Below are 25,412 nucleotides of genomic sequence, written 5' to 3'. Positions count from 1 at the left end.
TTATCGGCGAACTGCAGCCCGAAAAGGTAAGAAACGTGCAGGAATTGTAGTTGCACATGCCATTCTACGTATCTCTTATTATCTGTTGGTCCGTAAAGAAATGTATGTAGACTTGGGCGAAGACTACTTTGATAAACAGAAACAACAATCAATTGTGCGACACTCGTTACGTCGCCTCGAAAGTCTAGGCTATACCGTTACGATAACAGAACAAGAAGCATCCTAATCCATTCTGGTCGTGTTCAATGAGTTAAGACGCTCTCCTCTTTTAAAAACGGAATGAGCTGCGTCTAATTTAGTATTGCCTTTTTTCCGATGTTACAAAAGTGAATTTTCATGGTAGTTGAAGTATTTCTTAATACTATTTGTGTTGTTAATAACTTCTATCTTGTCATTATGTGTGCCATATTTGTTGAAAAAATTAACTTTTCCTACTTCTTCAAAATATCGATCCCATTTAAACATTTTAAAAAATATCTCTAGTGTTGGTTTGTAATTTGATTTCTCTAATCGAAGTTTTTGTTTAAGAAACCTCTTTATTATTCGATAGGTTCTTGTTGAATATTTTGTATCTAAAAAAATAATCAAATCTGCACTATGGAAACAATTGCTTACCCAATCCTCATTGTGTACTCCTTCAATTATCCAATTTTCTGATTGTATTATTCTATTAAGATACTCTTCTCTTTCTTCTTCAGTTCTTCTTATATCTCCAGACTTTTTCCTTATCCAGACTACATTATCTAATTCGTAATAAGGTATATCTAACTTTGAAGATATTTCCTTTGCTAAAGTTGTTTTACCACTCCCGACAGAGCCAATAATATGTATCTTTTTTGGGATTGACTTCTTCAAAAAACCACCTAATCCATAATATTTTTTTCTAAAGCATATTCTATTTAGGGCTATGATTTTCCTCTTGTTATTTGAATTAGAAGCAGAATCCTTCATTGTTGCACTAAAGCACCATAGAGTTGAATATCCCACTACTTTAAATTAGCTTTAAAAACGTAACTTACCTTGTCATAATCCATTTTGTTTTCATAAAAACGGTGTGCATCAGTACGTTGTAACCCCGAAGATAAAGCAACACTTCCATAATTATTTTCCTTTGCCCATTCGTGAACATATGTAAGTAGTTTTTCACCATAGCCTTTTGAACGGTTATTAGTATCCGTTACTAAATCACAGACCCAAACAAATCTACCATAATATAGTGTTATCATCGGTTTAAAACCCGTTACTGCAACTATTTCCCCTTCATCAATCAAAGCAAAAATTTTATATCTATCTTTTGCTTTTGCCTCTAAAACTAATTCAAGAAATGTGTCTTCATCAAGGTGAGTACGTAATTGCTTCATTACTGGAAATGCTTTAATAATTTCACTTTCTGATTGCAGTTCTTTAATTGTTAATATTTCCATCCCATTGTAATCTCCCTTTTTGAATATTTACTTAGTTTAAAATAAATTTAGCAGTCAATTTTTAAAATCCGATAATAAGAAACTAAATGAATAAACATCGTAAAATGAATCGCCATCACGTACCCAGGAACGTAGAATTCCTTCATTTTTAAAATTTGCCTTTTCTAATAATTTGCAAGATGCAAGATTATTTAGATCTACGTATGCAGTAATTCTTTCTAATTTCCAACTCTTAGATATCTTCAGGAGTAGATGTAACATCTCAGAAGCAATACCTTTTCCTTGATATTCAGGTAAAACTAGATAGTCAATTTCTGTACGAAAATCGATAGAATTATATCTTTTCAGTGTGATAAACCCTGCAAATTCTTTTGTATCCTTTAGCTTTGCTGCATATCTTATTCCGGTATTTTCTTCTTTCATTTTTATGTTTTGTCTAATAATACCTAGGGCTTCATCTTTTGTTTCAACCGGCTTTCTACCAAAAGTACTCATTGCGTTTTGATTAGAATAACATTTAAACAATCCATCAATATCTTTCTCGGATATTTCTTCCAATACTATTCTCTCTCCTGATGACACAACCATCGTCCCCCCTTTGAATTTCACTACTTTTCATAATAAAGTTATCATACTTCATCTTTCACTAACCTGCCATTTAGTTTAAGAACAATATTTCACAAAGTTATTTTACCATATATTAGTAATTTTTAAAAAACTTAACATTAACCCTGTCATTATAATGTTAAAAGCCGTCTGATTTAGACGACTTTAATTTGCCATTTTAACGGTCAATTTTAATGTCATGTGAGGTGTATTTTTTTAAAATGCACCTCAAAACGGAACCCTTTACTAATTTAGTATTGCCTTTTTTCCAATGTTACTGAAGTAAATTTTCATGGTAGTATAAAAGCGTTCCTGCTTATTACAGAAACGCACCAATCATCTAAACAATTATTATTCTTTTGTAAAAAAGAAACCGGTTCCATTCTCTTGTGGCACAAATCCCGATAATTCCGATGAATTTTCTACCATATTTTGTTCTTCTACTGTTATAACTGTGTATCGATCCCCATCTTCAACAGGATTTTCTCGCATTTTTTGTTCCTCAACTGTTACAAATCTGTATTGATCCCCAGCATCAATGTCTGCTTGTCCTATAACTACACTTTCTGTTTTTGGTTGTTCTTTTGCCATTACCTCTGTGCTTTTCAATTCTGCCATAAAGCCAATTGATAGTGCCAGAACTCCGACAGAACCAATTAATAAAGCTGATTTTTTTCTCATAAAATAACCCTCCAGTTTCACTATTATTTAGTTGTATTAAATATATTACAATATATAGAAAATAGCCTTCTTAAACTCTTCTATCCTTTAGTACATTAAATAAATGGGGAAGTAACACTATCCTGCCGAATAGTTCAGAATCCACAATCAGACATAATACGCTACACTGTTAATTTCTGAAATTAAAAGAAAAAGGCCATTGCTGTGAATTGTTCAACTATAACCAAACATCAATTTACGACCCTTTGATATCGTCAACAAGGTGAGGTAATCCATTATTAAAATAATGATCATTGCCCTTGAACGTTCGATTAACTGCTTGTGGAAGCTTTTCCAAGTAGTGCCCAAGGTGTGCAAAGGGGACTATTTCATCATTAAAGCTGTGATAGAAGAATATTTGTGATACCTGAGGAAGCTTTAAAGCGAAATCTTCCGACAGGGTATATTCCCCTGCTTGCCAATCATCGTCCTTTCCCCAATATGGGGCTGCAATCATAAATAATCCAGAAATGGACTGTTTAACGGATTTCTCAGAAAGATACTTTAATAGAACCGAACCACCCAAAGAATGACCGATAACGATCAATTCTCCATTTAATGAAGCGAATTCTTTTTCAAGTTGGGCTTTCCAAAGTGTGTACTTGGGGTTTTCTGGATCGGGCATTTTTGGAGCTAACAAGGTGTATTCATCACCAAGTTCCTTTTGTAAATATGTCTTCAGAATACTGCTTCCCTGGTGAAGTTCTTGAGACCCAGCACTGTGAATGAATAATACTTATTTCTTCATAATAATAATCACTCCTCCTTCTGATATTGGTCAAAATATCTCATCATAAACTTTTCACTTGTGAACAGCAAAAAAATACTTTAAAAAGGATTAAAGAATTTTTCGAATTTTTATTGCGAAGCTCGATTCATGCCGTTAGTGACACCCTGATGCAACCCTTCATGCCAGAGGGTGAATATAAACAGATCCCCAACCAACTTTAATTTTTTATCACTGAACGCAAACACATTGGCAGCCGGGTCTCCTAATTTCCCAGAAAAATTCTCCCTCATTCGTTCTTTTTGTTCTACTAACAACTCACGAATTTCACTCAAAGTAAGAGGTGACGCAGACCAATCCTTTGGACTTGTCCCTGTCTTAAAGGCTTCCTGTATTTCTATGGGAATATCTCCGGGTTGATTCATCCCAAAATCATACGTTATTCCTTCTTGTGCAACAAGGATATGTCCTAAATTCCAGCACAGGGAATTGTTATAACCATTTGGAATCACATCAGCTTGTTCTTCGGATGTAACAGAATCTAGTAGTTGGACGGATGAATCCCTGTAAAAATCATATTGTTCAAAAATGCCGTCTTCTAACATTATTTCTCCCACTCCTTCTTTCAAATTCTAATTAATTTTATCAATATGTCCGCTAAGCATTTCTCCCTTTGCTCAAAAACTCATCACTTCATTCCGCAAAATGAATAGAAGCGAATGCGTTATTTGGATAAGCGCCAAATACATTTAAGTACAAAACTTCAAAATCAACTAAATGTAATATCTTTACTTGGATAAACATCTGCAAACCAACGTAATACTCCGTTATGGTGGTTTATAATTTGCTGGGCAGTAATCTCTTTAGAATCCCAAGTGCTGTGTGTATCTGAAGCTAAAGTAACTTTATATTCCATACTGAATGCTCTTCTGCAAGTTGTATCCACACACATTTCTGTTTGAATCCCAGCGATCACTACATGTTCAATCTGTTGTTTTTTCAGTTCATCATTTAAAGTAGTATTAAAAAATGAATCAGGAGTTGTTTTTTGAATGATTATATCTTGATTTTCGGGTGTGATTTCAGGATGAATCTCCCATCCTTTTGTGCCGTATTCTAAAGCTTCGCCAGCAGGTTCATTATGCTGTATATAAAAAATTGATGTACCGGTAGAGCATGCTCGTGCAAGTAAAGCTTTTAAATTTTGTAGTAACCTTTCTCTTTTATATACAACATACCTTCTTGAAACATCCCGTTTTGAACGTCGATAACCAGTAGTGCTTTCTTCATTATTCTCCCCCTCATAGAAACATATGTCCGCTATCGTTTATTGTAAACTATTAAGACTTCTTGAAAAACCTGCCCTTTCGATAAGTTCAACCAAAGTGTACTTTCTTCTTCTTCATAATCGCATAATTAATAAAGCTTTATGACGTTTTATTACAATATTTCCTTTAAGAATATGAGGTACTGGAGACTTGTTCGTTATTTTGTGGAGTTCAAAAAATCTGTAAAAAAACAAAATAATACACGTCGAAAATCTTTTTTGCTATCGCACCAGTTCGTTTAAGTAGAAATATTAGCTTCATGTGTAAAGTTTATACTAGCCCATTCACCCTCACTTTTAAACAATTCAAATACAGTCTTTCGGTCCATTGGCGGTTCATCTATCCAATTTAACAGTGTGCAAATAATAGATTTTTTCTCTGGGAAATAGTTAATAAAAACTTCAGCCTGTTCTGAAAGGCGAGTCGTCCAAACTTGGGAACGAACCATAACCATGGAATAGTATGTTCGAATGATTTTACGGGAGAAATTTTGTGTAGTTGTAATCCATTCTTTGTCTGAAGCTGTTCTTAATCTGTTTAACGTTCGTTCAAGAACCTCGCCAATATCACCATTGAAGCGAATAGCTATCTCCGATGTAAGTTTGTACGGACCAAACCGTTTTCCTAAATCCTCTCCGTAGATACAAACACAGAGTTCCTTAAGAAATGCATTCTCATAATAATTTGAGGGATCCATCGTATAATCGTAATACGCAACGGCTATACCAACTTCACGGACTAACGATTGATATCTTTCGGAAAGTTCGCCAGCAAGCTTTTTTAATTCAGTCAATTGATCTGAACTCAGATTTCCATTGAACATCGCGATAAGATCTAAATCAGATTTAGAAATAACAGCATCACCTCTTGCTACACTTCCATAAAGATATACACTGTGGAGTTGTTGTTCAAACAATTCTTGAAGGCTCGTGACAGATTCTTGAATACAAGGCATGAAAACACGTTCAATTTTCTCTTGGCTCACATCACTGACAATATATCCGTTAGCGTTTAGACCGTATCCAGCAATTATGTTTGTCATTGGAAACCACTCCCTCCTTTATGGCCATTCATCACGATTAAATAATCTGGCATTTAATTGAATAAGAATCTTATATTTTTTTAACGGAACAAAAGTAAAAAACTCCGCCGACCATCCAGAATGGTTCCCAAAAAACCAATCTCCAAAAGGTAGCATATGAATCTAGGTCAAAATCTAATACTTGGAATGCACTTAGTGTAATTGTAATAAAGTTAAGGAAACCGTATAAAAATAATAATATTCCTACTGTTTTCGTTACGTAATATAGTGTATTGTTTATGAAAGGCTTCTTCCATGGAACAATGAGCATGAATAATAAGAGTAATCCAACTAATTTAATGACACCTGTCAGCCATACGATGACAACAAAAGAAGGAGAAGGGTTAAGTGACATTTCATAGATCGCTCCTCCAAGGGACCTAACACCAACCGTCCCTCCCACCGCCCAATAAAAACTCATTCCTGAAAAAACGATGGTCCAAATGATGCCAAAAGTGATGATCCAATAATTTCTCTTCATTAGAAAAATAACGCTCCTTTTGCTTCTCATCCACAGAATATTCATCGAAACATGCAATAAGAAATGAGCTACTATTAGTGGTTTGTTCTAATAAAAGGTTATTGGAGTTTCAGCTTTAAACCCTCATGCGTTGCTTTAAAACCTAACCGTTCATAAAACCTTAATGCATGTGGTCTATTTTTATCAGTTGTCAGTTGTACTAAATGACAACCTCGTTCTTCTGCACGTTGAATTGTCCATGTTATAAGTTGAGTACCTACACCCTTACCTCTTACAGAGGCTGATGTTCTTACTCCTTCGATAGTAGCTCTCCATCCTCCTTGATGTGTTATGTGAGGTGTATAAGTAATTTGTTGTACTCCAATCACTTCATTGCCATCACAAGCCACCACTAACTCGTTATTAGGGTCTGATGTAATAGCTTCAAATGCTTTTAAGTAACTATTAGGAAGTGGATGCTCATAACGCTCACGCTTACTTCCCAAGAGATCATCAGCAAGCATTGCAACAATACTATCTAAATCTTCTTCAGCAGCCATTCTAAAGCTTATTTCTGTATCCAATCAAATCCCCCTCTTATTTCTTTTATAAATTTCTAGATTACATCAGTTTATCGCAACTCAGAATATTCAATAAATTTGACTTATAAAATTCCTTAGATATTTTTATTTACCTTTCCTACCCTCGTCAAATGCCCTGTAATTTTCAACAACAAGCACTTCATCTTTTTTAGGATATGCGCCCAGTTAACTTTAAGCACGTTTCTGCACAAACTTCGTCGTCTAATCTACCTGCTATTATTTTACTGCTTTCCAAATTGTCCACCTATCTTTTTCAATAATAGTAGTATTTGTTGATAACGATTTGTCTATATGACTTATTAGTAATTGCAATTCTTCATCATTTAATTCGTGTAATATACTTCTTCCAGTTCTTTCACTTAAATCCTTTAACAGTTCATTTTTATGACTGTAAACTTTTCTTGTTTCCCATAGCTTAACTTCTACTATAGATCTGAGTCCAACTGCCTGTAGGGTGTCAATTACATATTTACTACCGTATCTGCGTTTGGTCTCCACTTCAATTAAACTTGGAAAGAGTTCAGAGTAATACCCTCTAATATGATTATCATTACCTTCTAATAAGCAATCTTCAGGAGTACGGTCTTGTATAATATAATATCCTTCGTTCTTTAATACTCTGTAACCTTCTTTGAAACAAGCTTTTAAATTGTCAATGTGATGAATCAATGCTCTTTCAAGCAGCAAATCATAACTGTTACTATCTAAACCTGTTTCAAGTGCATTCCCATGTTTAAAAATAATATTTTTATATTTTTTACAATAATCTCGTGCACCATCAAGTATGGCTTCCGAAAAATCAATACCAATAACGAAACCAACTCCCATGTCCGACAGAGCCTTAGAATAGATCCCTCCACCACAACCAACATCTACAGCATTAGAAATATTTTCGATAGGTACAAGTTTTTTAATTTCTTCCATCCATGACTTGTCAGCATGCCGAGTAGTATAAGTTGTTTGGTTTTTCTTGTTATGAAAGTCGATACTCATTTTGATCCCTCCTCTAAGTCTTATATACCCACTCTAATCTTAACTCATTATTTACATAACTTAAAATACTTACATTTTATATAAATAGATAAGTTTTTCTTATCAACATCCTTTCTTTAATTTACATTAAATTCTTTCTTTTTAACTTCCTGCCCTGTAGTATATATTCAACTAAAAAGGTACTTCTCTTTTTTTTATGAATCGCACCCTTTTGTTAAAGTACAAGGTTTCTTTTTAATTGCAATCTAATTAATTTGCAGTTTGCTTAAATACGGATAACTTATCAATAGATTCCAACGATCGTAATAAAGGGTGAGCGAGAAAATATATACTGAAGAAAACCATAATAATTCCTGCCATAATGATGGAATAAACAGGACTAAACATAGAGCTAACCGCACCTCCAACTAATGCTCCAAAAGGTTTCCCAATCGAAAATAGACTAATTAAGATCGTAGTAACTCTACCAATCATCTTTTCCTCCACTTGTTGCTGCACAATATAAATGACTAAAATATTAATCAACCCTACACCAATAAAGCCAATGCAATAAAAGATGAGAGAATACCATACTGGCAAAATGGAAGATCGAATCCAAAAAACTCCTGAAAGTAATATAACGTTACTACACGCTGTTCTGATTATCATCGTCCAGCTTTGCATTACGCATCGGGAAAAAAGCAAACCAAATTGCACATATAGCTAGTCCGATGACAGCAAGCCGTAAAGCCGTGCGAAATCCAAAGAAATCAGCGATCGCTCCACCAAATGGAGCTCCAATTACAATCATACTGCGATTAATGGATCGCATCGTGGCATTCGTTCGACCTTGTAAACGCATAGAGGTTATAGACTGTCGATAGCCCATTTCAAGCGGACCTTCTATTCCCATGGCTAAACCATAAATAAACTGACCAGCCAAAACCATAGATAATGCACTGACTTGGAACTCGTCATGCTGACCAGAGGGTGCCAAAACAATCAGAATAACTGCAGGACTATATAGAGCCCGGGATAAAACCATCGTCCGCCCAATATCCCACTTTCCCCAGAAATATGTAGAAAGTGAAGTTCCGCATACAGCACCGATACCAGCAGCAGCTAACACAAATCCCAACATCAAAGAACTGAACTGAAGCTCAATTAATACAAAGGTGACGAGCACAGTAATCGTCATACTGTGGAAAAAGAACCATACATGTGTATTCAGCGCCATTGTTCGAAGGTATCGATGTCGATATACCCATCGTACCCCTTCTTTAATCTGCAATTTCATTGGGTTAGCTGTTGGTCTCTCTGAAGGCTTATGCTTAATTGAAGCCATCAAAATACCCGATGACAGATATGAAAACGCATTTATAAGAAAAGTAAACGGAGCTCCTATCAAAGCAATCAATCCGCCTGAAATAGCCGGTCCGCTAGTTTCTGCAACAGCAGCACTTTGCTCCAGCCTCGCATTGGCCCATATGAGCAATGGACGCGGGACGATTTCGGGTACGAGAGATTGGTAAGCAGCATCATTAAATATGGACATGATGCCGAAGATTATCATCATTACCATTAACCAGCCTATGCTAATCACATTCAAAATTGCTGTGAGGCAAATTATTATAAGCATAACTCCCCGGCCTATATCGGTTACAACCAATACAAGTTTCCGGTGCGTGCGATCAATAAGAATACCTGCTAGAGCTGGACCAAGAATATTACTCCCTTGTGTACTTAATTGATTAAGGGAATTCGCTTTTGGCAACAGCTTTTCCTCTACAAGCAAAGGAATACTTGAATTGGCGGAAGGGTTGAACAAGGCAGTCGCAATCGCTGAACATACTAATAAGATGTATAAAACTGGTAGCGTTAAAGCACCGCTTATCATTAGAGTTGCAATAATCAACATGATAACCCCATTACAAAAATCAGTGATTACCATGATTTTCTTCTTATCATATCGATCTGCCAATACACCTGCAAAAGGCTCGATTAAAACAGTTGGTATCGTGAAACAAAGAACTGTCATACCAAGTGCCATAGCATCACCTGTTTCTCGCAGAACAAACCAGATTATCGATAAATTGAAAAATCTGTATCCAAATCTTGAAACCGTTAGACCAGTCCATAAAAGCATATAATTACGATTTGTAAATAATGCTTTCATTTTAATGTTTTTCCTTCTGAATTAGGATGGAAGACAACTCTCTCAGTGCGCTTTCAATTTCTGAATGGTTTGGCTCAAAATAGATTTTATTTTCTTTTCTCGTTGCTGTGATCAATCCTAAACTGGATAGTTTAGAAATATGGTGAGATATCGTAGGTCCTGATACATTTAACTTTTTCGCCAACTCAAAACCATAACGAGGTCGGATATTCAATTCTTTAATGATGTTAAGCTTTGTTCGGTCTGAAAGCGCCCTTACTAATTCAATAACATCTTCTTCACTTTTCTCGTCTACCGCTTCCAGTGTCTCTGTGCCAAAGAGAGTAACAACCGTATCAGTTTTTTCATTGTAAGAAAATAATGAAGCGTGATAATAACAGTAACTTGGAACAAGAATAACTCTTTTAAATTTCCTTCCAGTATTTTTGGTGAAATTGCGTTGTAGCAGTTCCCTAATTTGTTCGCCATCCATTATAGAAAGTTTTTTCATGCTGCTCTCATGAATACGTGTTAACCTCTCCAATGATGGTTGATATAATTTCTCATTGATTTCTTTTATTATGTTGATGAATCGTTCTTTTGTTCTTTTTTCATCAAAGTATAAATAGAGTAATTTGGCCTGCTCTCTGGCAGGTAATATTGATGATTGAATGGCTTTAAATACTTCATCGCGATCATTGAAGTCCGGCATGCTTTGAGGAATGGAATATCCGCTTGTTAGAAAGGATGACATCATTTGTTCAAATGGTAACTCCTCCAGGAAATCAATAAATTCTTGAATATCATCTGTTTTATTCTTTTCAATAATGAGTTGCGTTAAGGTTAATCCAAAATAGCTATCTTCGTGAAAAAAACAATCCAATTCCTCCTTCATTTCTTGAGATAAAGAAGTGCGGCTTTTTTTTATATACTCATCAAAGTTTTCGTTATTCGTCCCACTTGGATTATTTTCATTCAGAGATTCGTGATTATTTAAACGAAACAGGAACGCCAGCAATTCAAATACATGGGATTTCATACCGTAAAAGTTATCAACTAAATGTTTCATACATATTTAACCCCAATCTAATGTGTTGTTATAAATATATCTAAACACCATAAAATTGTCAATATCTTTTAGTTGTTTTTGATGTATCATTTTTATTTTTACGTGAAAAACAGAACCTTAATTTTTGTAAGAATTTTAGTTCACTCTAATTCAGGAATGGGAGACAGCTGCAGCTTGGAAATAAAGTATGAGCATTTAGTAATGCTTTTTTCCACTAGACCCTACTTTTTGTATCCCTAAAACAGTACAATAATAGAACATAGAAGCGCCGTATAGTATGGCAAGTAACATAATCTCAATTAGTTCATTAAATTACATTATGCCTAGTGCTTCAATTGCAATTTTCTGAATTAATGACAAAAAAAGACCATCATTTGATGATCTTACTTGTTCCCTCTTCGTACCTGTTAACACAATAAGAGTGAGATATTTTCATCCCATTGAAAGTAAACACTATCCGAAGGTTGATTTTTAAATATGAATTCTGGATATGATAAAGCAATTTTCGGTATCCTTTCTCCTTTAAAAAAGCGTAATTCTGCTGATTCACCATCAATTGGAGATAATTTTCCAGCAACTATACTACATTTAAAAACAAATGTATTGTATTCTACCTGGTCTCCGTGAGGGTATGTGAATCGAAAACTCTCCTCACCAAAGACACCTAATATTTTTTTGGGCTTTACCATCAACCCAGTTTCTTCCCAAACTTCACGAATAAGTGCTTGTGCAGGTACCTCCCCTGGTTCAATTGCACCTGCTGGTAAACTCCAATATTCACCATCACCAGGATACTGAAATAATATTTCATTTTCATCGTTTTTAATAATCGCAGCAACGCGTGGCATAAATATTAGGTCTGTACTGATTATTGCAGATGAATTGAGCCACGAGTGCGGAGTTTTGAGCCAGTGATTGCGGATGAAAGAGCCACCTTCTGCGGACTAGAGGGCCAGCTGGATAAATGGAAAAAACCTCCTGTATAATTGAGACTGCATGCCAATGAGCATGACTCTATTATACAGGAGGCTTTTTTATGATTAATTATCGTAAGATTCTGGAACTGTATTTTGAGGATGTCAGTCAGAGAACAATAAGTTCAAGTACTGGACATTCAAGAAATACAGTCTCCAACGTCGTTCGTAAAGCCAAGAAATTAGAAAGTTTGGACGACACCATGACCAATCCGTGGAAGGAATCGTTTCTTTTCCCAGAGAAACAAGCTATTGAGAAAGGTTACTTCCCGGTTGATTTGGAAAAAGTGCATAAAGAATTACAAAAGAAGAATGTGACTTTATTGCATTATGGGCATGCAACGGAAACAGGTGAGGGTGGAAAGATTCCTTATGCTTATCGAACATTTGCCGAGAATTATGGAAAATATGGGAAGTAGTTTAAATCGACAATGCCTATCTAAGAAAACCTGGTGAAAGTATGGAGGTAGATTGGGCTGGCTCTACGTTAGAAATTACTGATTGTTCAACAGGAGAAGCGATACCAGCGTATATTTTTATTGCGATCTTACCTTATAGCCAATTTAGCTATGTGGAAGCATTTTTGGAGGTGTCCCCATCAATGAATACTTAGAATTCGGCCGTGATACCATCAATTGCAGGATGTGCCTCTAGGCATTATTCTTAGCCATCCTGCGATTCGTTCCACAACACGGGTAAAAGCAAAGTCAATGGTGGTGGACAAGCAAATGTGATTCTATTTTGTTATTTAAGAAAGGAAAAGCTGGAAAGCTTTATAATAAAATGCGACAACTATGTTGACAAACACCGCTAAAAAGAAACCTAATGTCAGCACTTAACATAAGTTAGTAAAGATTTGTTAAAATTTTTATTTGGCTATAATACCATGGGCTTAATAATTGCATTGTACGCTAATAAAAATTGGTTGATTTAAAAAGTGAACTTCTTTAAAAAATTTATAAAAAGTTTTGTAACTTCATCAAATGTTTCTCCTTTAGTAAAAATTAACTCGAAATTTCGATGAATCTCGGGAATACCCGTAACAGGAAGAGTTATTAGCTCTTTTGATTTAAGCTCTTCTTTTACTGAAAAGTTCGGAAGGAAAGACGCACCTATATTGTTTCTAACCATTTGCTTAGCACCCTCTATACTATCAATTTCTACAGCTATACTTGGAGTCAACTTTGCCTTTTTAAAGACATTATTAATCAATATCCAGTCAAATGTTTCTTGCTTGAATAATACTAAAGGAGTTTGAGATAAATCTTTTATATTCACTTCTTTTGTGGAATTTAAAGAATGATCAGGATGAAAAACGAGGATCATTTTGTCCTGTTTTAATTGGATGGAATCGATTTCAGGATGAAATATAGAACGAACTATTCCAACCGAAACCTCTTTTTCTAGAACCATTCCTAATACTTGATCAGAATGACCTGAATAAACTACTAATTTTATCTTAGGATATTTTTTATTAAATTGGTGGATTATTTTAGGAAGAATATAGTTTGCTCCTGAAAAAACTACAGAGATAACAACTTCCCCATCGAATACATTGTTCATTTTTTTTATATAAAATTTTCCTCTTTGGATGTTATTTATAGCTTCTTGGGCGTATGGAAGAAAAACCTCCCCTTCTTCTGATAAATATACTCTTGAACCACTTCTTTCAAAAAGGGTAAAGCCGAGATCCTTTTCCAATACTTTTATCTTAGAACTAATAGAAGGTTGAGATATGAAAAGAATCTCTGCTGCTTTACTGAAACTACCTGTAGTAGCAATATAGATAAAAGCTTCAAGCTGCTCTATGTCCATTTTTTCACCCACCTTATAGATAAATTTTATACAATCATAAAATGTATCTATTAGACATGTCAATTTTTATATAGTAATATTTCGAATATAAAATGTTATTTGTTTTTTAAAATAAGTAAAAATACTTTACTGCTTAATAATAGTTCCAATCTGTACGAAGTAGTAGAGAACATAAGAGGTGGTTATGTGGCTGTTAAAAAAAGTACTAATTTGTCAATTGAATTTTTAGAAAGGGCAAAAAAAGTTATGCCCGGAGGGGTTACTGCTAACATTAAGTTCTTCTCGCCTCATCCAATTGTCATGAATAAAGGATCTGGCGCCTATTTAAAAGATGTAGATGGCAATGAATATATTGATTACTTGCTGTCTTATGGATCGTTAATGCTAGGGCATGGTCATCCAGAAATCAAAAAATCAATTTACTCACAAATTAATGAAAGTGGGACATGGCTCTTTGGAACCCCACATGAACTCGAAGTGACCTTTGGGGAACAAATTAAAAAGTACTATCCAAGCATAGATCTTCTTCGGTACACAAATTCTGGTACAGAGGCAACATTACTTGCACTACGTTTTGCAGCTACTTACACCGGCAAGTTTAAAATCGCAAAGTTCGAAGGCCATTATCATGGTGGTTATGATCAAGTCTTGTTGAGTGTTGATCCATCAATAGAGGAGGCAGGTTCTCCAGTCTCCCCCTTATCTGTTCCTTCCTCAAAAGGGATTAATCCATATCAACAACAGCAAACAGTAATATTACCATTTAATACAAACAATGCATTTGAGATTTTAGAAAGACATCGTAATGAGATAGGAGCTGTAGTTTTAGAGCCAATTCAAGGTGGTTTTATTCCAGCAAAAAGGGAATTTATAAAAGAACTTCGCAGAGTAACAAAAGAATTAGATATGGTTCTAATTTTTGATGAGGTTAAAACAGGTTTCAGAGTTGGTTTAGGGGGGGCTCAAAGTCTCTATGGAATAAAGCCTGATCTAACTGCACTTGGTAAAGTTATAGGTGGAGGCTTTCCAGTCGGGGTTGTTGGTGGAAAAAAGGAAATTTTAATGGAAAGTGCACCAGTAAGGGGAAACTCCAATAATACTTTAACCTCGAAAGATGTTCTTTTTCATAGTGGTACTTATAACGGGCATCCGATGATATTAGCAGCTGGTCTTGCTACTATAAAAGTTTTAGAAAAGGAGTTAGATAGTGTACTAATGAGGACTGAAACTTTGAAAGAACAACTAGAGACTCTTTTTTATAGTAAAGGTATCGCGATGAAAGCAGTTGGAATAGGATCAATGTTTAATATTGTTCTTACAGATGAAGAAATTTTAAATTATCGTGATTATCAACGTTCAGACTTCAAAATGAGGAAAGAAATAGACTCATATTTGCTGAAAGAAGGTGTTTATTCTAAGCCTTTAAACCGTTACTCACTTTCTACAAGCCATGGAGAAAAAGAAATAGAAAAAACAGTTGCAGCTTTTGAAAAAGTTCTTCTAAATCTTTGATTATATTAGTTATTCTAAATTTACGTTATTATCAAGCAATTGCGATAATCAGAAGTACCTGCTAATTATATAAGAAGATTTGCATTACGATTTTTATCGACGAAACTGTGAGTTACAGAAAGATGGTTAAGATCTTATTTTAAAAAATGGTTTGCTAATTGATCCTTTTAATAGCGAAAATGAATATGACATAGCTATTAAGGATAGGGAAATTGCAACAATTGGCATAGAAATCGTAGATGCAGAAATGGTTTATCAGAAACGAAAGATACTCATCTCCCCTTTATATTTCGTATGAAAATTCATTTTATTTAATCAGTTAGTATAGATGCCTATATATGATTGCGATAATTAAAGTATCAACCTTAAAAGTATTGGCCGCGCAAAAAAATATTAGCTTAACAGATAATCATGTTATAAAATTCTGATATTTATTAGCTTTGAATCATGGTGGGTATTTGTTCTGCCGCTGTTTAAAGCGCTTCTACTCTTCGTTTGGAAACAGTTGCTCATTTCTCTATGCAAGATTTTAGATCCTATTAGATAAACGTTTTTTAATATAAGGGGGGCAATTAAAATGAGAAAAAAGACATTATTATTTGGTTCAGTAGTTTTAGGCCTGATTTTGATCACGGTCCTATCTGCTTGTAGTGGAGGTGGCAAAAATATTGCAATCGGTCCACCGGCAAGTGAAACAAATTCTGTTTCAAAATTAATATTGGAAGCATATGGTATTGGCGATGATGATTATAGTGCATACCAGGAAGGTTTTGCTGATGCGGCCGATGGTGTACAAGATGGTAATATTGATATATCTATTGGAATATTGGGATTGCCTGCAGGAAGCATCGAAAGTCTGCAAGCTTCAACAGGTGATGTAAAGATGTTAAGCCTTTCTGATGATGCAATTGCCTATATTGAAGAAAATAGTGGGTATTTGCGCTATACCATCACACAGGATATGTATGACTTTCTGGATTCGGATATAGAAACAGTCACAGCATATGCCATTTTAATGGGAAATACGGATACAATCAGTGAAGAGTTAGGATATGAGCTTGCTAAAAGCATGGTAGAAAATGCTAGTGAAAACACACATGCTCAATCAGAACATATGACATTGGAAAATGCCCTTAAAGGTGCAGAGGATTTACCAATTCATCCTGGTGCAAAGCGTTATTATGAAGAACAAGGACTGACTGTTAATAATCCTGTCGCTGAACTGAACGTCAGTGAATTTAAAAATGACCTAATCTTGGGAACTGGTAGTCAAGGTGGGACCTATTATCCGCTCGGTGGTGAGATTGCCACTATTTGGAATAATAATATCGAGGGTTTAAATGTTACGAATACCGAGACTGGTGCTTCAGTTGAAAACTTAGCAAGTATTCGGGATGGCAATATGGACCTCGGTATGACGGTCCATGTACCGGCACTTGATGCGATAAATGGTACGGGAGACTTTGAAGGAAATCAAGTAACAAACACAGCGTTCATCGGTCATATTTATCCAGAGGTGGTTCAAATCGTTACACGTGAAAATAGTGGCATTGAAAGCTTGGATGAATTGAAATAATCTTCATCTTGAATAAAAAGGAAAAATATTAATAAAGGGGCTCCGATGTCAAGATTGAGTCCCTTTTCTTCCATTTAACAATCGCGTAACAAACAGTATGAGACCGACTATTGGAAGTATCACTTTACTGCAAAGGATGTGGTTGGATGAAAGAAAATGGGCATATAGAGAGTAATGAAATACTGGAAAAATATGATAGGGAACACAATTATCGGATTGAGATTGGCAAATGGGCTTGGGTCGTCACATTTTTCGGGGTTGCTTTAACTCTCTTTCATTTATATACGGGATATTATGGGACACTTCCATCTCAGCAACAAGGTGCGATTCACTTAGGTACAGCCCTTGGAATTATTTTCTTACTTTTTCCAGCTAAAATGGGATGGCAAAAGAAACAAAAATCAGTTCCATGGTATGATGGCGTATTAGCCTTTACGGCAATGTATGTGACCTATCATAAAATTATATTCTTCGATTCGATTCTTCAAAGCCGAATTTCAGGTTATGGTCCATTGGATGTCATCGTATCCATTCTCGGTATTCTATTATTATTGGAAGCTACACGAAGAACAGTTGGTTTACCAATTGTTATTGTAGCTAGTATTGCCATTCTATATACTATTTTCGGTAACATAATACCTACTCAAATTCTGTCTCACCCTGGTTTTTCAGTAGATCGAATAGCAACAGATTTATGGTTTAAAGAAATTGGAGTTTTCGGAACACCTATCCAGATTTCGGCAAAATTTATTTTTCTTTTTCTCTTTTTTGGGGTCATTTTAGTACATACAAAAATTGGTAAGTTTTTTAACGATTTAGCCTTTGCATTAACAGGCAGGTTTACTGGAGGTACTGCAAAAGCTGCTGTTGCCGCTAGTGCATTACAAGGTATGGTCTCTGGAAGTTCAGTTGGGAACACGGTTGCTTCCGGATCTTTCACCATTCCGATGATGAAAAAAGCAGGATTTAAACCCGAGTTTGCTGCTGCAACGGAAGCATCTGCATCAACAGGCGGACAGGTTATGCCCCCTCTTATGGGAGCAGCAGCATTTATTATGATGGAATATTTGGGTGTATCATACAGTGCCATCATGTTAGCCGCTATAGTTCCGGCAACTCTATATTTTACCGGAATCTTTATTGGAACGCATTTTGAAGCGAAGAAACTGCGCATACTTGGGGTACCGGTATCTGAACTACCCAGTTTTCATAAGTTGATGATGAAAAATGGATATATGCTTTTACCATTGTTTGTCATTATTGGAACGATTATGGTAGGGTTTACGCCGCAAAGAGCAGCCTTGATGGGAATTGTAGCTGCCTTTCTAGTGAGTTTAGCTCGGAAGGATACCCGAATGAATTTAAAACAACTTATCCACGTACTCGAACAAGGTGCTCGAGTCGCCCTCCCAATTATTGCTGCAGTTGGTACAGCTGGGATAATTGCTGGAGTTGTGAGTATTACTGGACTCGGTACAAAGTTTGCTGCAGGCATCATAGCATTATCGGGTGGCTATCTTATTTTTGCATTAATTTTCACAATGATTGCTTGCATTATACTGGGCATGGGATTACCGACAACAGCAAATTATGTTGTAACAGCCACGGTCGCTGCCCCTGTTCTTATAAACGAGTTTGGAGTTGCGCCAATTGCAGCACACATGTTTGTTTTCTATTTTGGAATTATAGCCGACATTACACCACCTGTATGTTTAGCCGCATATGCTGGGGCTGGCATTGCCAGAGCTAATCCTTTTAAAACGGGAGTAACGGCAGTGAAACTTGCGATAGCTGCATTTATCATTCCGTATATATTTATTTATAACCCGATACTTGTGCTTGTAGATGTTACGGCAGTAAATCTAGTTATCTCAGGAATGACGGCGGTATTAGGAATGACAGCAGTCAGTAGCTCTGTTATTGGGTACCTTATCAGAAATTCCTATTCGTGGGAACGAATCCTATTATTTGCAGCAGGCATCATGCTGATTATACCAAATCTAATCAGCAGTTCTGCAGGACTACTAATCATGTTAGCAATCTGGTATATCCAAAGACAGAGGAAAGATGATACGGGAAAATTAAATATAGAAGCTAGTATGTAAATGGAGAAATATGATGGGTATGATTCTATCTATGCCCTTCGTATCCTTTTTTAATAAACTCTCTATATTCATGAATACATGGGTGCTTACTAAGCTCGGCCGCACTGTCAGGTACTCAAAAAAGCTAGAACGGATGATTGTTTCATCCAGTCTAGCTTTTAATATTTTTTTCGACTAAATTTTGGGTGTGACAGCCTTCAAAAACTAATAGGCACCTAAACTAGGTTTTTAGGAGCAAAAGCACCTCGATATTCTGAGGCTGGGTGCTGTTTATTTAAACGATCTTCTCCAAAAAGCTTATTTCTGAAAGTTGTTTGTGCTTCATCTGGATTACGAGCTAATCCACGCTGGCGGAGCACAGGCAACACGTGATCAATGAATTCTTCATACGAACCTGGAATCGTTGCACTAATCACATTAATTCCATCGACTCCTGCCTTCTGCCACTGTTCAAGTTGGTCAGCAATTGATTCTGGAGTTCCCACCACTCTAATCGTTCGAACATGGTATCTCGCTAAATCTTCTACTGTAGGAGTTTGTTTTGGTGTATTTTGCTTCACCCAATTAAAGAAAGTACTCATTCCCTGTGAATCCACATCATCAAGCGGTGTATCCAAAATGCCCCTTTAGTTCGATAACTCCGCCTTGAATAATACCATAATATTCAAATAGCAAAAGACGACCGTTTCGATGGTCGCCTTGTTTAACTATTGCACCAGTTTGTTGAATATCAGTTCATGCAAATCTTTGAGTGAAGGAGGCTGTTCTCCTATTTTTTATACAAAAAATTCTCAATAGATTTTATAAACTCCTCATATGAAGAAGAATATTTATTCCGCTGGTTATACCACTTTCGAATCGTTTCTACTAACCAAAACGGCACAGAATTCCCATCAATTAAATGGTAGTATTGTTCATATCCTTTTTTTAGATGTTCCCACCTGAAATCATTACCTGGTAGTATGTATTCAGAGACATCAAGTATCTTTGCTCCTCCGTTTTGAAGTAAAATATTTTTTAAATGGATATCACGTGGGTTAAGTCCTTTTTTACGAACATATTCTCTAGCATCCTCCACGTCATGTATAACTTTTTCTGGAATGTGAATCCCTTGTAGAACGCAGTCAAACAGAGTCTTTCCTTCCTCGTAGCTTAAAACGAGGTATTCGTCATAAGAAGCAAAACATGTTGAAAAAAAGTGTGAATTCCCTAATACCTGGTAAACATTTGCTTCCACTTTTACTTTGGCTATTTTGTCCTTCGCATATTTTTTAAACGCAAAAGTTGGGGCGTTTAAAGATTGAAAAACGGCTGCATCTGTCCCCACACCTATACATTTCAGGTCATCTGCATCTCCAGTTATGGTTACAGGCTCGTTATTTGAATTTGAATAAACAGTAATTTTAGAAAGAGAATCCATTGCTATATCCCAATCGTTTTCCATATAATTTCTCCTTTAATTAACATTGCAGAAAACTGCATTATCTAATTACTTTATCACACTCTAATACTCTGAACAAAAATTATTTTATTTATATGATTTAACTACCCGTGGACTGGAGACCCAATAATTAACGAATTCCAATTTAACGGTGAGCTTATTAACTATCTTTGGGATAGTACAAGAGACGAATGTGGGGGGACATATAAAAAGAAATATGGATACAGGGGAACGATTTAGCGTACAAGAAAGATTACTATAAGAAGCTTGTAAACAATCCGAAAATACCTTCTTTTGTCAGATTAGGTCTAATAAATAACCACCTCCAGTATTCTTCATCATTTAATAATTTTTCTTTCACTATCCTGCCTCTTTAGCACAATAAGCGACTGTACTTATTTAACAATCGCGCCCGATTGCTTAACACCAATTATTCCAAAACAAGTAATCCAGTTCAATGATTTTCACAAAAATTAAAAACCTACCTTTTTTCAAAATAGACAGCCCTATGCATAAAAGGCGCAGATCCATTCTCCGGAAATGCGCCTTTTAGTTTAATTATTCTACCTTGAAAAATATTGGAGAAGTACCTATACTGTATTTGCTCGAATCTACAGAAAAAATAGACATTTGCACAGATGCTTGGTACTTGCCCTTATCTAAATGAAGATCAATCGTTGCTTGGGAAAATGTATCTCCCTTTTTCATTGTTGCTGTGATGTCGCTGAATGGAACTTCTTTAACGACTTCGCCAGTATCAGCATTTTTCATTACAATCAAAATAGTCGGCTTTGGCTCTAACTTTGCCTCCTTTTCCCCACATATTCAAAATTAGAATGAAGTTTTATTTCATCTCCTGATTGATAAATTCATTTAGGAGTCTCTAAAACACCAACTTTATTAACTTCTTTAATTGATTCGTTTGTTACATCATTATTACATCCAACTAATAATAGAAAGATACTAATGTGTCAATTTAGACGTAATCATGCACCAGTTTTTACATATGCCACATAACCCCTGAAATAAGTGCAAAATAAATCCAAAAGTACAAGTTTATAAGCGGTTGTCAAAAAAAGGCTCCTTTTTATCCGTAAATTCATAATTATATGGAGTAACAGCCAATGTACAAATGAACAAAAAGAAACTGTAAAAAAACCAAAATGAGGGTAATCATAACAGCTTGGCGCCTTTTCTTCGCAGTTAAGTAATTCTTTTTTCTACATTTAGGACATTGTTTAGAAATGCTTTATATTAATCATTATTAGCTCCCTTTAAGCCTATTGTTATTGTCTCACAGTTCCTTTTGATTTTCTAATAAGATCGGGCATATCAACCACCCAGCCTATTCTACTCTTGCACCAATTAACTTAGTAAGAATTAAAAGAAAATTATTGGGAAACATAAAACTGTGCATTAAGGAAGGTGGCACTACACATGAATATAATAAGGAGGATTACAATGGGAATTTTAAGTGGAAATCCAACAGATGAACCCATGCATTATGGGGAAGTTTTTGGAACATGGTCGTTTCTTATAACTGCTAAAGGGTTAATTGCAGGTTATCAAACTCACCTAAACCATTCAGGTGATGAAGACCTACAAAAGTTACTTGAGGAAGCCATTCGGGGTGGGCAACAAGAAATCAAACAGATTGAAACTTTATTAAAAGAAAATGGAATTAGCTTACCTCCAACACCTCCTGAAAGATCTAAAGCTCGCTTAGAGGAGATCCCAACCGGAGCACGTTTTCAGGACCAAGAAATAGCAGCTGCTCTTTCAATGAACATTGCAGAAGGATTAGTATCGTGTAGTACTATTATAGGGCAATCAATTCGAGAAGACATAGCTATGATGTTTGGACAATTTCATGTTCAAAAGGCAGCACTTGGAGCTAAAGTTCTGGGGCTAAATAAAGAAAAAGGATGGTTAGTTCCACCACCCCTTCATCATAGCCACTATAAAGAGTAGACCTTTAGGTTTACTCTTTTTTCTCATATTATTATTCTGCCAGTTAATTCAATAAGAGAAATAATAAATACAAGATGATGGTTTATTTAAGATTCATTCCAAAATAGTACCAGAAATCAAATAATACGGTATCAGAAGAATGTCTTTATTACATTCAACCATTTCCGTATTCTCCTACTATTATTTATCATATAAACCATCAAAACCGATAAAATCGGATAAAGACCAAGATTAAAAGGCACTTGTAACTGTCAAGTGTTAATTTTTTATATACTCGATTCTGTCATCTCATATGCTAAAAATAGGAATGCTAACCCGGATATAACATTCCCCAAACTAGAAGTCCCAGCTCCTAATAAGTAAGCTAATACATTTCTATTATTTTTTTATAACTTTTATATACACAGTAAATCACCTCTTATTGAGTGTACTTTTTATTTGAGGTGATTTCTTTACTAATATTGCTAGCTTTTCTTGCAAGATTATTATGTACTTACCAATGTTTATTTTTCATTTATAATGAGCTACTCAAAGGTCGAAATTAGAAAAGAAAAGAATCTCCTTCTTCTTGTAAAATGCCCCTTTAGTTCGATAACTCCGCCTTGAATAATACCATAATATTCAAATAGCAAAAGACGACCGTTTCGATGATCGCCTTGTTTAACTCTTGCACCATTTAGTTGAAGAAGCTATTAAATAAAGACGTGGTGTAGGTAATCTTCGTGACCTCGTATAAGTTCAACTTCATCCTTTGATGATATCCAAAAATAATGGAATGTTAGTTCTTCTTCATCTCCTCCACCTGTTGGCTGGTAGTCCCACTCATCTGGAGCATCCGATACATTTATCCTGTAAAAAAATCTATTATGTATAGCACCATCATCATTTTTCCAATTATCTTCTACAATTAAATTCTCAACTACAAAATTCTTCAATCCTGTTTCTTCTTCAATTTCTCTAATAACTGCATTATAAGTATCTTCTTGATCGTTCACTGTACCTTTAGGTATTTGTATTCCAGCTTCAGGAATCGGATGTTGAAAAACCAATACTTGCATTTTACCATTCTTTTTCCTGATTACGTAGCCGTATGCTTTTTTAATCGAATTCAAACCAATACCTCCTCACTTTTTTAAACTTCTTCGGCTCTGCCCCTATTATAAATTCGACAAAAAAGGTGGTGCTCCTTCTTTAAGAATTGCACTATATGTGAAATAAGGGACCAGCGTTTATTAGCTGGTTAAATGAACAAAGGTAGTATTAGTAAAGAATCAATTGTTTTTGTTCAAAGGTAATATAGGCTCTTCTTCGCTATATCTGGAATAGGTCCAGCCTTCATTACTTACATCTGTACACTTCTCGTCAATACAAGTAAATATATATGTTTCCTTCTCCGTTTGAACTTGAATCTCATAATGATGAATAGAAGATGGATTACTAACAACATTAAATCGACTAACACCTTGTTCAATAGCATAAACCGTTTCTCTTGTAGCAATCTCTTGATATTCCTCATTATCAATTACCATTTTTGTCATTTCAGCTAAAATATCTCTGTCTTCTGAATCGGGGGTATAGGTGCTTTCTATAAAACTGGAAACTCCAAAATAAACATTTAATATCAAGCTAAAGGAAAGGATAATGACAAGAACAATTAAAAACTTAGACTTCTTTTTCATTGCTAGACCTCACTTTAGTAAAAATAATAATGATTGCTTATTGATAGTTTACATATGAAATAAGACGACCATATTACCAATCGTCTTGTTTCACAATCGCACCCGTTTGCTGAAATTGTCGATTAAGTTTTTATTTATTTTTAATATCCTCTTTTTCTCTTTCCAAAGTTTCAACCCTTATCTTTAAATCCATATTCGTTTCCTCTTTTTCTCCATTCTTAAATGATCTTTTCTTAATGATTACTACTATACCAGCTATCACAGCAACAATTACCAAGATAATAATTAAGATAATTATTAAAGGCATAAATTCTGTAAGTGATATTCAATCACCCCATCTTCCCCATCTTTTTATAAAGAACTATATAATAACTACGTAATAAATCATAAAAAGTTTCCCTATATGGAACTTCTCTTGTTTAACAATACTGCCAAATAGCACAATAAAAGGCGACTGCTCTTATTCTGCTATCGCACCAGTTAGATTAATAAGGATCCTCTAATTACTTGTAATAATTTTAATACGTACTTCTTCCTCCGTTTTATCCAAATATTCAAAGATACCAAGAAGATTTCCCCAAGGGTCTGAAAATGTACCCCATTTTACAGGAACTTCTTCCCTTGAATATATTTCAAATTTATCAATGTTCAATTGTTTAACAAGTCTCTCTCTTTCACCTTCTATGTCTGTTACACCTAATCGTAAAGGACCACTTGCTTCTGATGGCGTACCTTCTGCAACTTGTAACCAACAACCAGAAATAATTTCCCATTCAGCAAATTCTACGTGGGGTATAAAATCTGGTTGCCTATTTAATAAAGTAACATACCATTTTTGTCCTTCATTAAAGTCTTCAACACGAAATTGAGTTGTCAATTCAAAAATCATTAGATCCCTCCAAAATAATTACTCATTAATAATTACGAAATGAAATTTGAAACTTCAAGAAACCTGCCCCTATAGTATAAATTCAACAAAAAAAGTGCGATTCCTTCTTAAAAGATCGCACCAGTTAGTCATTCATGTAGCGCAAGAGCAGCGCTACACCACAGAGAATGAAAATGATTTACACCGTCGATACTGATTCTACGGCTGGATGAGGAAGGTCGATGAACTATGGTGCGTGAGAGCCCATCAGTTAGTCTGACTCCTTCGACCACGGTGCACCACTGACTGTCGCTCCCTTTCGGGAAG

The 25,412-nt window shown here is 35.3% G+C and carries 26 protein-coding genes and 2 pseudogenes; 6 read left to right on the top strand and 22 right to left on the bottom strand.

Annotation, left to right across the window (positions count from 1 at the left end; all coding sequences use genetic code 11):
* Window positions 1–226 (top strand): annotated as a pseudogene (locus A4245_RS20450) (IS110 family transposase); the annotation flags it as partial.
* A gap of 92 nt (window positions 227–318) precedes the next feature.
* Here the strand turns inward: A4245_RS20450 and A4245_RS18300 are convergent.
* From A4245_RS18300 to A4245_RS18230, 15 genes and pseudogenes are all read right to left on the bottom strand, one after another.
* On the bottom strand, window positions 319–855 hold the full coding sequence (locus tag A4245_RS18300; protein ID WP_067730587.1) for an AAA family ATPase: 537 nt from the start codon (window positions 853–855) through the stop codon (window positions 319–321).
* A gap of 131 nt (window positions 856–986) precedes the next feature.
* A complete protein-coding gene (locus A4245_RS18295; protein ID WP_067730581.1) occupies window positions 987–1,424 on the bottom strand; it encodes a GNAT family N-acetyltransferase in 438 nt (145 codons plus the stop codon).
* Between the two features lie 54 nt (window positions 1,425–1,478).
* The gene (locus A4245_RS18290; protein WP_067730579.1) at window positions 1,479–2,012 is read right to left on the bottom strand and encodes a GNAT family N-acetyltransferase; all 534 of its coding nucleotides are present in this window, start codon (window positions 2,010–2,012) and stop codon (window positions 1,479–1,481) included.
* A gap of 369 nt (window positions 2,013–2,381) precedes the next feature.
* Entirely contained in the window at window positions 2,382–2,711 is a 330-nt protein-coding gene (locus A4245_RS18285) for a hypothetical protein (protein ID WP_067730577.1), read from the bottom strand.
* Window positions 2,712–2,946: 235 nt separating this feature from the next.
* Window positions 2,947–3,390, bottom strand: coding sequence for an alpha/beta hydrolase (locus tag A4245_RS18280; RefSeq protein WP_234402442.1), 444 nt, complete (start codon window positions 3,388–3,390; stop codon window positions 2,947–2,949).
* A gap of 218 nt (window positions 3,391–3,608) precedes the next feature.
* Complete coding sequence (locus A4245_RS18275; protein WP_067730575.1) at window positions 3,609–4,082, bottom strand: DinB family protein; 474 nt, start codon at window positions 4,080–4,082, stop codon at window positions 3,609–3,611.
* 164 nt (window positions 4,083–4,246) lie between these two features.
* A pseudogene (locus A4245_RS19850) lies at window positions 4,247–4,767 on the bottom strand (cysteine hydrolase family protein).
* A gap of 276 nt (window positions 4,768–5,043) precedes the next feature.
* Window positions 5,044–5,847 (bottom strand): nucleotidyltransferase domain-containing protein, encoded by an 804-nt coding sequence (locus A4245_RS18265; protein ID WP_067730571.1) that lies wholly within the window; start codon window positions 5,845–5,847, stop codon window positions 5,044–5,046.
* A gap of 70 nt (window positions 5,848–5,917) precedes the next feature.
* The gene (locus A4245_RS18260) at window positions 5,918–6,367 is read right to left on the bottom strand and encodes a DUF3995 domain-containing protein (protein ID WP_067730569.1); all 450 of its coding nucleotides are present in this window, start codon (window positions 6,365–6,367) and stop codon (window positions 5,918–5,920) included.
* A 98-nt stretch (window positions 6,368–6,465) separates the two neighbouring features.
* A complete protein-coding gene (locus tag A4245_RS18255) occupies window positions 6,466–6,906 on the bottom strand; it encodes a GNAT family N-acetyltransferase (RefSeq protein WP_067730585.1) in 441 nt (146 codons plus the stop codon).
* 258 nt (window positions 6,907–7,164) lie between these two features.
* Window positions 7,165–7,941 carry a class I SAM-dependent methyltransferase gene (locus A4245_RS18250; RefSeq protein WP_067730567.1) on the bottom strand — a complete coding sequence of 259 codons (777 nt, stop codon included), beginning with the start codon at window positions 7,939–7,941 and terminating at the stop codon, window positions 7,165–7,167.
* Window positions 7,942–8,190: 249 nt separating this feature from the next.
* Window positions 8,191–8,415 carry a hypothetical protein gene (locus A4245_RS18245; RefSeq protein ID WP_067730565.1) on the bottom strand — a complete coding sequence of 75 codons (225 nt, stop codon included), beginning with the start codon at window positions 8,413–8,415 and terminating at the stop codon, window positions 8,191–8,193.
* 151 nt (window positions 8,416–8,566) lie between these two features.
* Complete coding sequence (locus A4245_RS18240) at window positions 8,567–10,096, bottom strand: MFS transporter (protein WP_067730563.1); 1,530 nt, start codon at window positions 10,094–10,096, stop codon at window positions 8,567–8,569.
* A 1-nt stretch (window position 10,097) separates the two neighbouring features.
* The gene (locus tag A4245_RS18235; RefSeq protein WP_067730562.1) at window positions 10,098–11,144 is read right to left on the bottom strand and encodes an ArsR family transcriptional regulator; all 1,047 of its coding nucleotides are present in this window, start codon (window positions 11,142–11,144) and stop codon (window positions 10,098–10,100) included.
* Window positions 11,145–11,551: 407 nt separating this feature from the next.
* Window positions 11,552–11,992, bottom strand: a complete 441-nt coding sequence (locus A4245_RS18230) for an NUDIX domain-containing protein (RefSeq protein ID WP_067730560.1) — start codon at window positions 11,990–11,992, stop codon at window positions 11,552–11,554.
* A 188-nt stretch (window positions 11,993–12,180) separates the two neighbouring features.
* Between A4245_RS18230 and A4245_RS19845 the strand changes: the two genes are divergently transcribed.
* Window positions 12,181–12,537 (top strand): sigma-70 family RNA polymerase sigma factor, encoded by a 357-nt coding sequence (locus A4245_RS19845; RefSeq protein WP_199860712.1) that lies wholly within the window; start codon window positions 12,181–12,183, stop codon window positions 12,535–12,537.
* 511 nt (window positions 12,538–13,048) lie between these two features.
* On the opposite strand, the gene A4245_RS18220 is transcribed toward A4245_RS19845, so the two are convergent.
* The gene (locus A4245_RS18220; RefSeq protein ID WP_067730558.1) at window positions 13,049–13,933 is read right to left on the bottom strand and encodes a LysR family transcriptional regulator; all 885 of its coding nucleotides are present in this window, start codon (window positions 13,931–13,933) and stop codon (window positions 13,049–13,051) included.
* 186 nt (window positions 13,934–14,119) lie between these two features.
* On the opposite strand from A4245_RS18220, the gene A4245_RS18215 reads away from it, so the two are divergent.
* The 3 genes from A4245_RS18215 to A4245_RS18205 all read left to right on the top strand — a co-directional run bounded on the left by A4245_RS18215 (window position 14,120) and on the right by A4245_RS18205 (window position 19,126).
* On the top strand, window positions 14,120–15,445 hold the full coding sequence (locus A4245_RS18215; protein WP_324609868.1) for an aspartate aminotransferase family protein: 1,326 nt from the start codon (window positions 14,120–14,122) through the stop codon (window positions 15,443–15,445).
* 577 nt (window positions 15,446–16,022) lie between these two features.
* Window positions 16,023–17,021 (top strand): TAXI family TRAP transporter solute-binding subunit, encoded by a 999-nt coding sequence (locus tag A4245_RS20875; protein ID WP_067730556.1) that lies wholly within the window; start codon window positions 16,023–16,025, stop codon window positions 17,019–17,021.
* A 146-nt stretch (window positions 17,022–17,167) separates the two neighbouring features.
* Window positions 17,168–19,126, top strand: coding sequence for a TRAP transporter permease (locus A4245_RS18205; protein ID WP_067730555.1), 1,959 nt, complete (start codon window positions 17,168–17,170; stop codon window positions 19,124–19,126).
* A gap of 215 nt (window positions 19,127–19,341) precedes the next feature.
* Here A4245_RS18205 and A4245_RS18200 read toward each other — a convergent pair whose 3' ends face one another.
* From A4245_RS18200 to A4245_RS18190, 3 genes are all read right to left on the bottom strand, one after another.
* Entirely contained in the window at window positions 19,342–19,743 is a 402-nt protein-coding gene (locus A4245_RS18200) for an LLM class oxidoreductase (protein WP_067730554.1), read from the bottom strand.
* 152 nt (window positions 19,744–19,895) lie between these two features.
* The gene (locus A4245_RS18195; protein WP_067730552.1) at window positions 19,896–20,570 is read right to left on the bottom strand and encodes a serine/threonine protein kinase; all 675 of its coding nucleotides are present in this window, start codon (window positions 20,568–20,570) and stop codon (window positions 19,896–19,898) included.
* Between the two features lie 555 nt (window positions 20,571–21,125).
* Window positions 21,126–21,347 (bottom strand): hypothetical protein, encoded by a 222-nt coding sequence (locus tag A4245_RS18190; protein ID WP_067730551.1) that lies wholly within the window; start codon window positions 21,345–21,347, stop codon window positions 21,126–21,128.
* A gap of 681 nt (window positions 21,348–22,028) precedes the next feature.
* Between A4245_RS18190 and A4245_RS18185 the strand changes: the two genes are divergently transcribed.
* Window positions 22,029–22,538 (top strand): DUF3231 family protein, encoded by a 510-nt coding sequence (locus A4245_RS18185; protein ID WP_067730549.1) that lies wholly within the window; start codon window positions 22,029–22,031, stop codon window positions 22,536–22,538.
* Window positions 22,539–23,230: 692 nt separating this feature from the next.
* Here the strand turns inward: A4245_RS18185 and A4245_RS18180 are convergent.
* The 3 genes from A4245_RS18180 to A4245_RS18170 all read right to left on the bottom strand — a co-directional run bounded on the left by A4245_RS18180 (window position 23,231) and on the right by A4245_RS18170 (window position 25,106).
* A complete protein-coding gene (locus A4245_RS18180; protein WP_157087764.1) occupies window positions 23,231–23,650 on the bottom strand; it encodes an NUDIX hydrolase in 420 nt (139 codons plus the stop codon).
* A gap of 159 nt (window positions 23,651–23,809) precedes the next feature.
* Window positions 23,810–24,217: a hypothetical protein gene (locus A4245_RS18175; RefSeq protein WP_067730545.1), complete on the bottom strand. Its 408-nt coding sequence runs from the start codon at window positions 24,215–24,217 to the stop codon at window positions 23,810–23,812.
* 499 nt (window positions 24,218–24,716) lie between these two features.
* Window positions 24,717–25,106 (bottom strand): VOC family protein, encoded by a 390-nt coding sequence (locus tag A4245_RS18170; RefSeq protein ID WP_067730543.1) that lies wholly within the window; start codon window positions 25,104–25,106, stop codon window positions 24,717–24,719.
* Between the last annotated feature and the right edge of the window lie 306 nt (window positions 25,107–25,412).

The sequence above is a fragment of the Oceanobacillus damuensis genome, assembly GCF_001618145.1.
GTDB classification, from domain to species: domain Bacteria; phylum Bacillota; class Bacilli; order Bacillales; family Amphibacillaceae; genus Oceanobacillus; species Oceanobacillus damuensis.
The sequence above is the reverse complement of the archived record's forward strand: the minus strand, read 5'-3'. Positions and strand labels throughout refer to the sequence as shown.

Excerpts from the sequence above, each read along its gene's own strand:
- A4245_RS18295 (WP_067730581.1), bottom strand. The coding sequence starts at position 1,424 with ATGGAAATATTAACAATTAAAGAACTGCAATCAGAAAGTGAAATTATT.
- A4245_RS18290 (WP_067730579.1), bottom strand. The coding sequence starts at position 2,012 with ATGGTTGTGTCATCAGGAGAGAGAATAGTATTGGAAGAAATATCCGAG.
- A4245_RS18285 (WP_067730577.1), bottom strand. The coding sequence starts at position 2,711 with ATGAGAAAAAAATCAGCTTTATTAATTGGTTCTGTCGGAGTTCTGGCA.
- A4245_RS18275 (WP_067730575.1), bottom strand. The coding sequence starts at position 4,082 with ATGTTAGAAGACGGCATTTTTGAACAATATGATTTTTACAGGGATTCA.
- A4245_RS18265 (WP_067730571.1), bottom strand. The coding sequence starts at position 5,847 with ATGACAAACATAATTGCTGGATACGGTCTAAACGCTAACGGATATATT.
- A4245_RS18260 (WP_067730569.1), bottom strand. The coding sequence starts at position 6,367 with ATGAAGAGAAATTATTGGATCATCACTTTTGGCATCATTTGGACCATC.
- A4245_RS18255 (WP_067730585.1), bottom strand. The coding sequence starts at position 6,906 with ATGGCTGCTGAAGAAGATTTAGATAGTATTGTTGCAATGCTTGCTGAT.
- A4245_RS18250 (WP_067730567.1), bottom strand. The coding sequence starts at position 7,941 with ATGAGTATCGACTTTCATAACAAGAAAAACCAAACAACTTATACTACT.
- A4245_RS18245 (WP_067730565.1), bottom strand. The coding sequence starts at position 8,415 with ATGATTGGTAGAGTTACTACGATCTTAATTAGTCTATTTTCGATTGGG.
- A4245_RS18240 (WP_067730563.1), bottom strand. The coding sequence starts at position 10,096 with ATGAAAGCATTATTTACAAATCGTAATTATATGCTTTTATGGACTGGT.
- A4245_RS18235 (WP_067730562.1), bottom strand. The coding sequence starts at position 11,144 with ATGAAACATTTAGTTGATAACTTTTACGGTATGAAATCCCATGTATTT.
- A4245_RS18230 (WP_067730560.1), bottom strand. The coding sequence starts at position 11,992 with ATGCCACGCGTTGCTGCGATTATTAAAAACGATGAAAATGAAATATTA.
- A4245_RS19845 (WP_199860712.1), top strand. The coding sequence starts at position 12,181 with ATGATTAATTATCGTAAGATTCTGGAACTGTATTTTGAGGATGTCAGT.
- A4245_RS18220 (WP_067730558.1), bottom strand. The coding sequence starts at position 13,933 with ATGGACATAGAGCAGCTTGAAGCTTTTATCTATATTGCTACTACAGGT.
- A4245_RS20875 (WP_067730556.1), top strand. The coding sequence starts at position 16,023 with ATGAGAAAAAAGACATTATTATTTGGTTCAGTAGTTTTAGGCCTGATT.
- A4245_RS18205 (WP_067730555.1), top strand. The coding sequence starts at position 17,168 with ATGAAAGAAAATGGGCATATAGAGAGTAATGAAATACTGGAAAAATAT.
- A4245_RS18195 (WP_067730552.1), bottom strand. The coding sequence starts at position 20,570 with ATGGAAAACGATTGGGATATAGCAATGGATTCTCTTTCTAAAATTACT.
- A4245_RS18185 (WP_067730549.1), top strand. The coding sequence starts at position 22,029 with ATGGGAATTTTAAGTGGAAATCCAACAGATGAACCCATGCATTATGGG.
- A4245_RS18175 (WP_067730545.1), bottom strand. The coding sequence starts at position 24,217 with ATGAAAAAGAAGTCTAAGTTTTTAATTGTTCTTGTCATTATCCTTTCC.
- A4245_RS18170 (WP_067730543.1), bottom strand. The coding sequence starts at position 25,106 with ATGATTTTTGAATTGACAACTCAATTTCGTGTTGAAGACTTTAATGAA.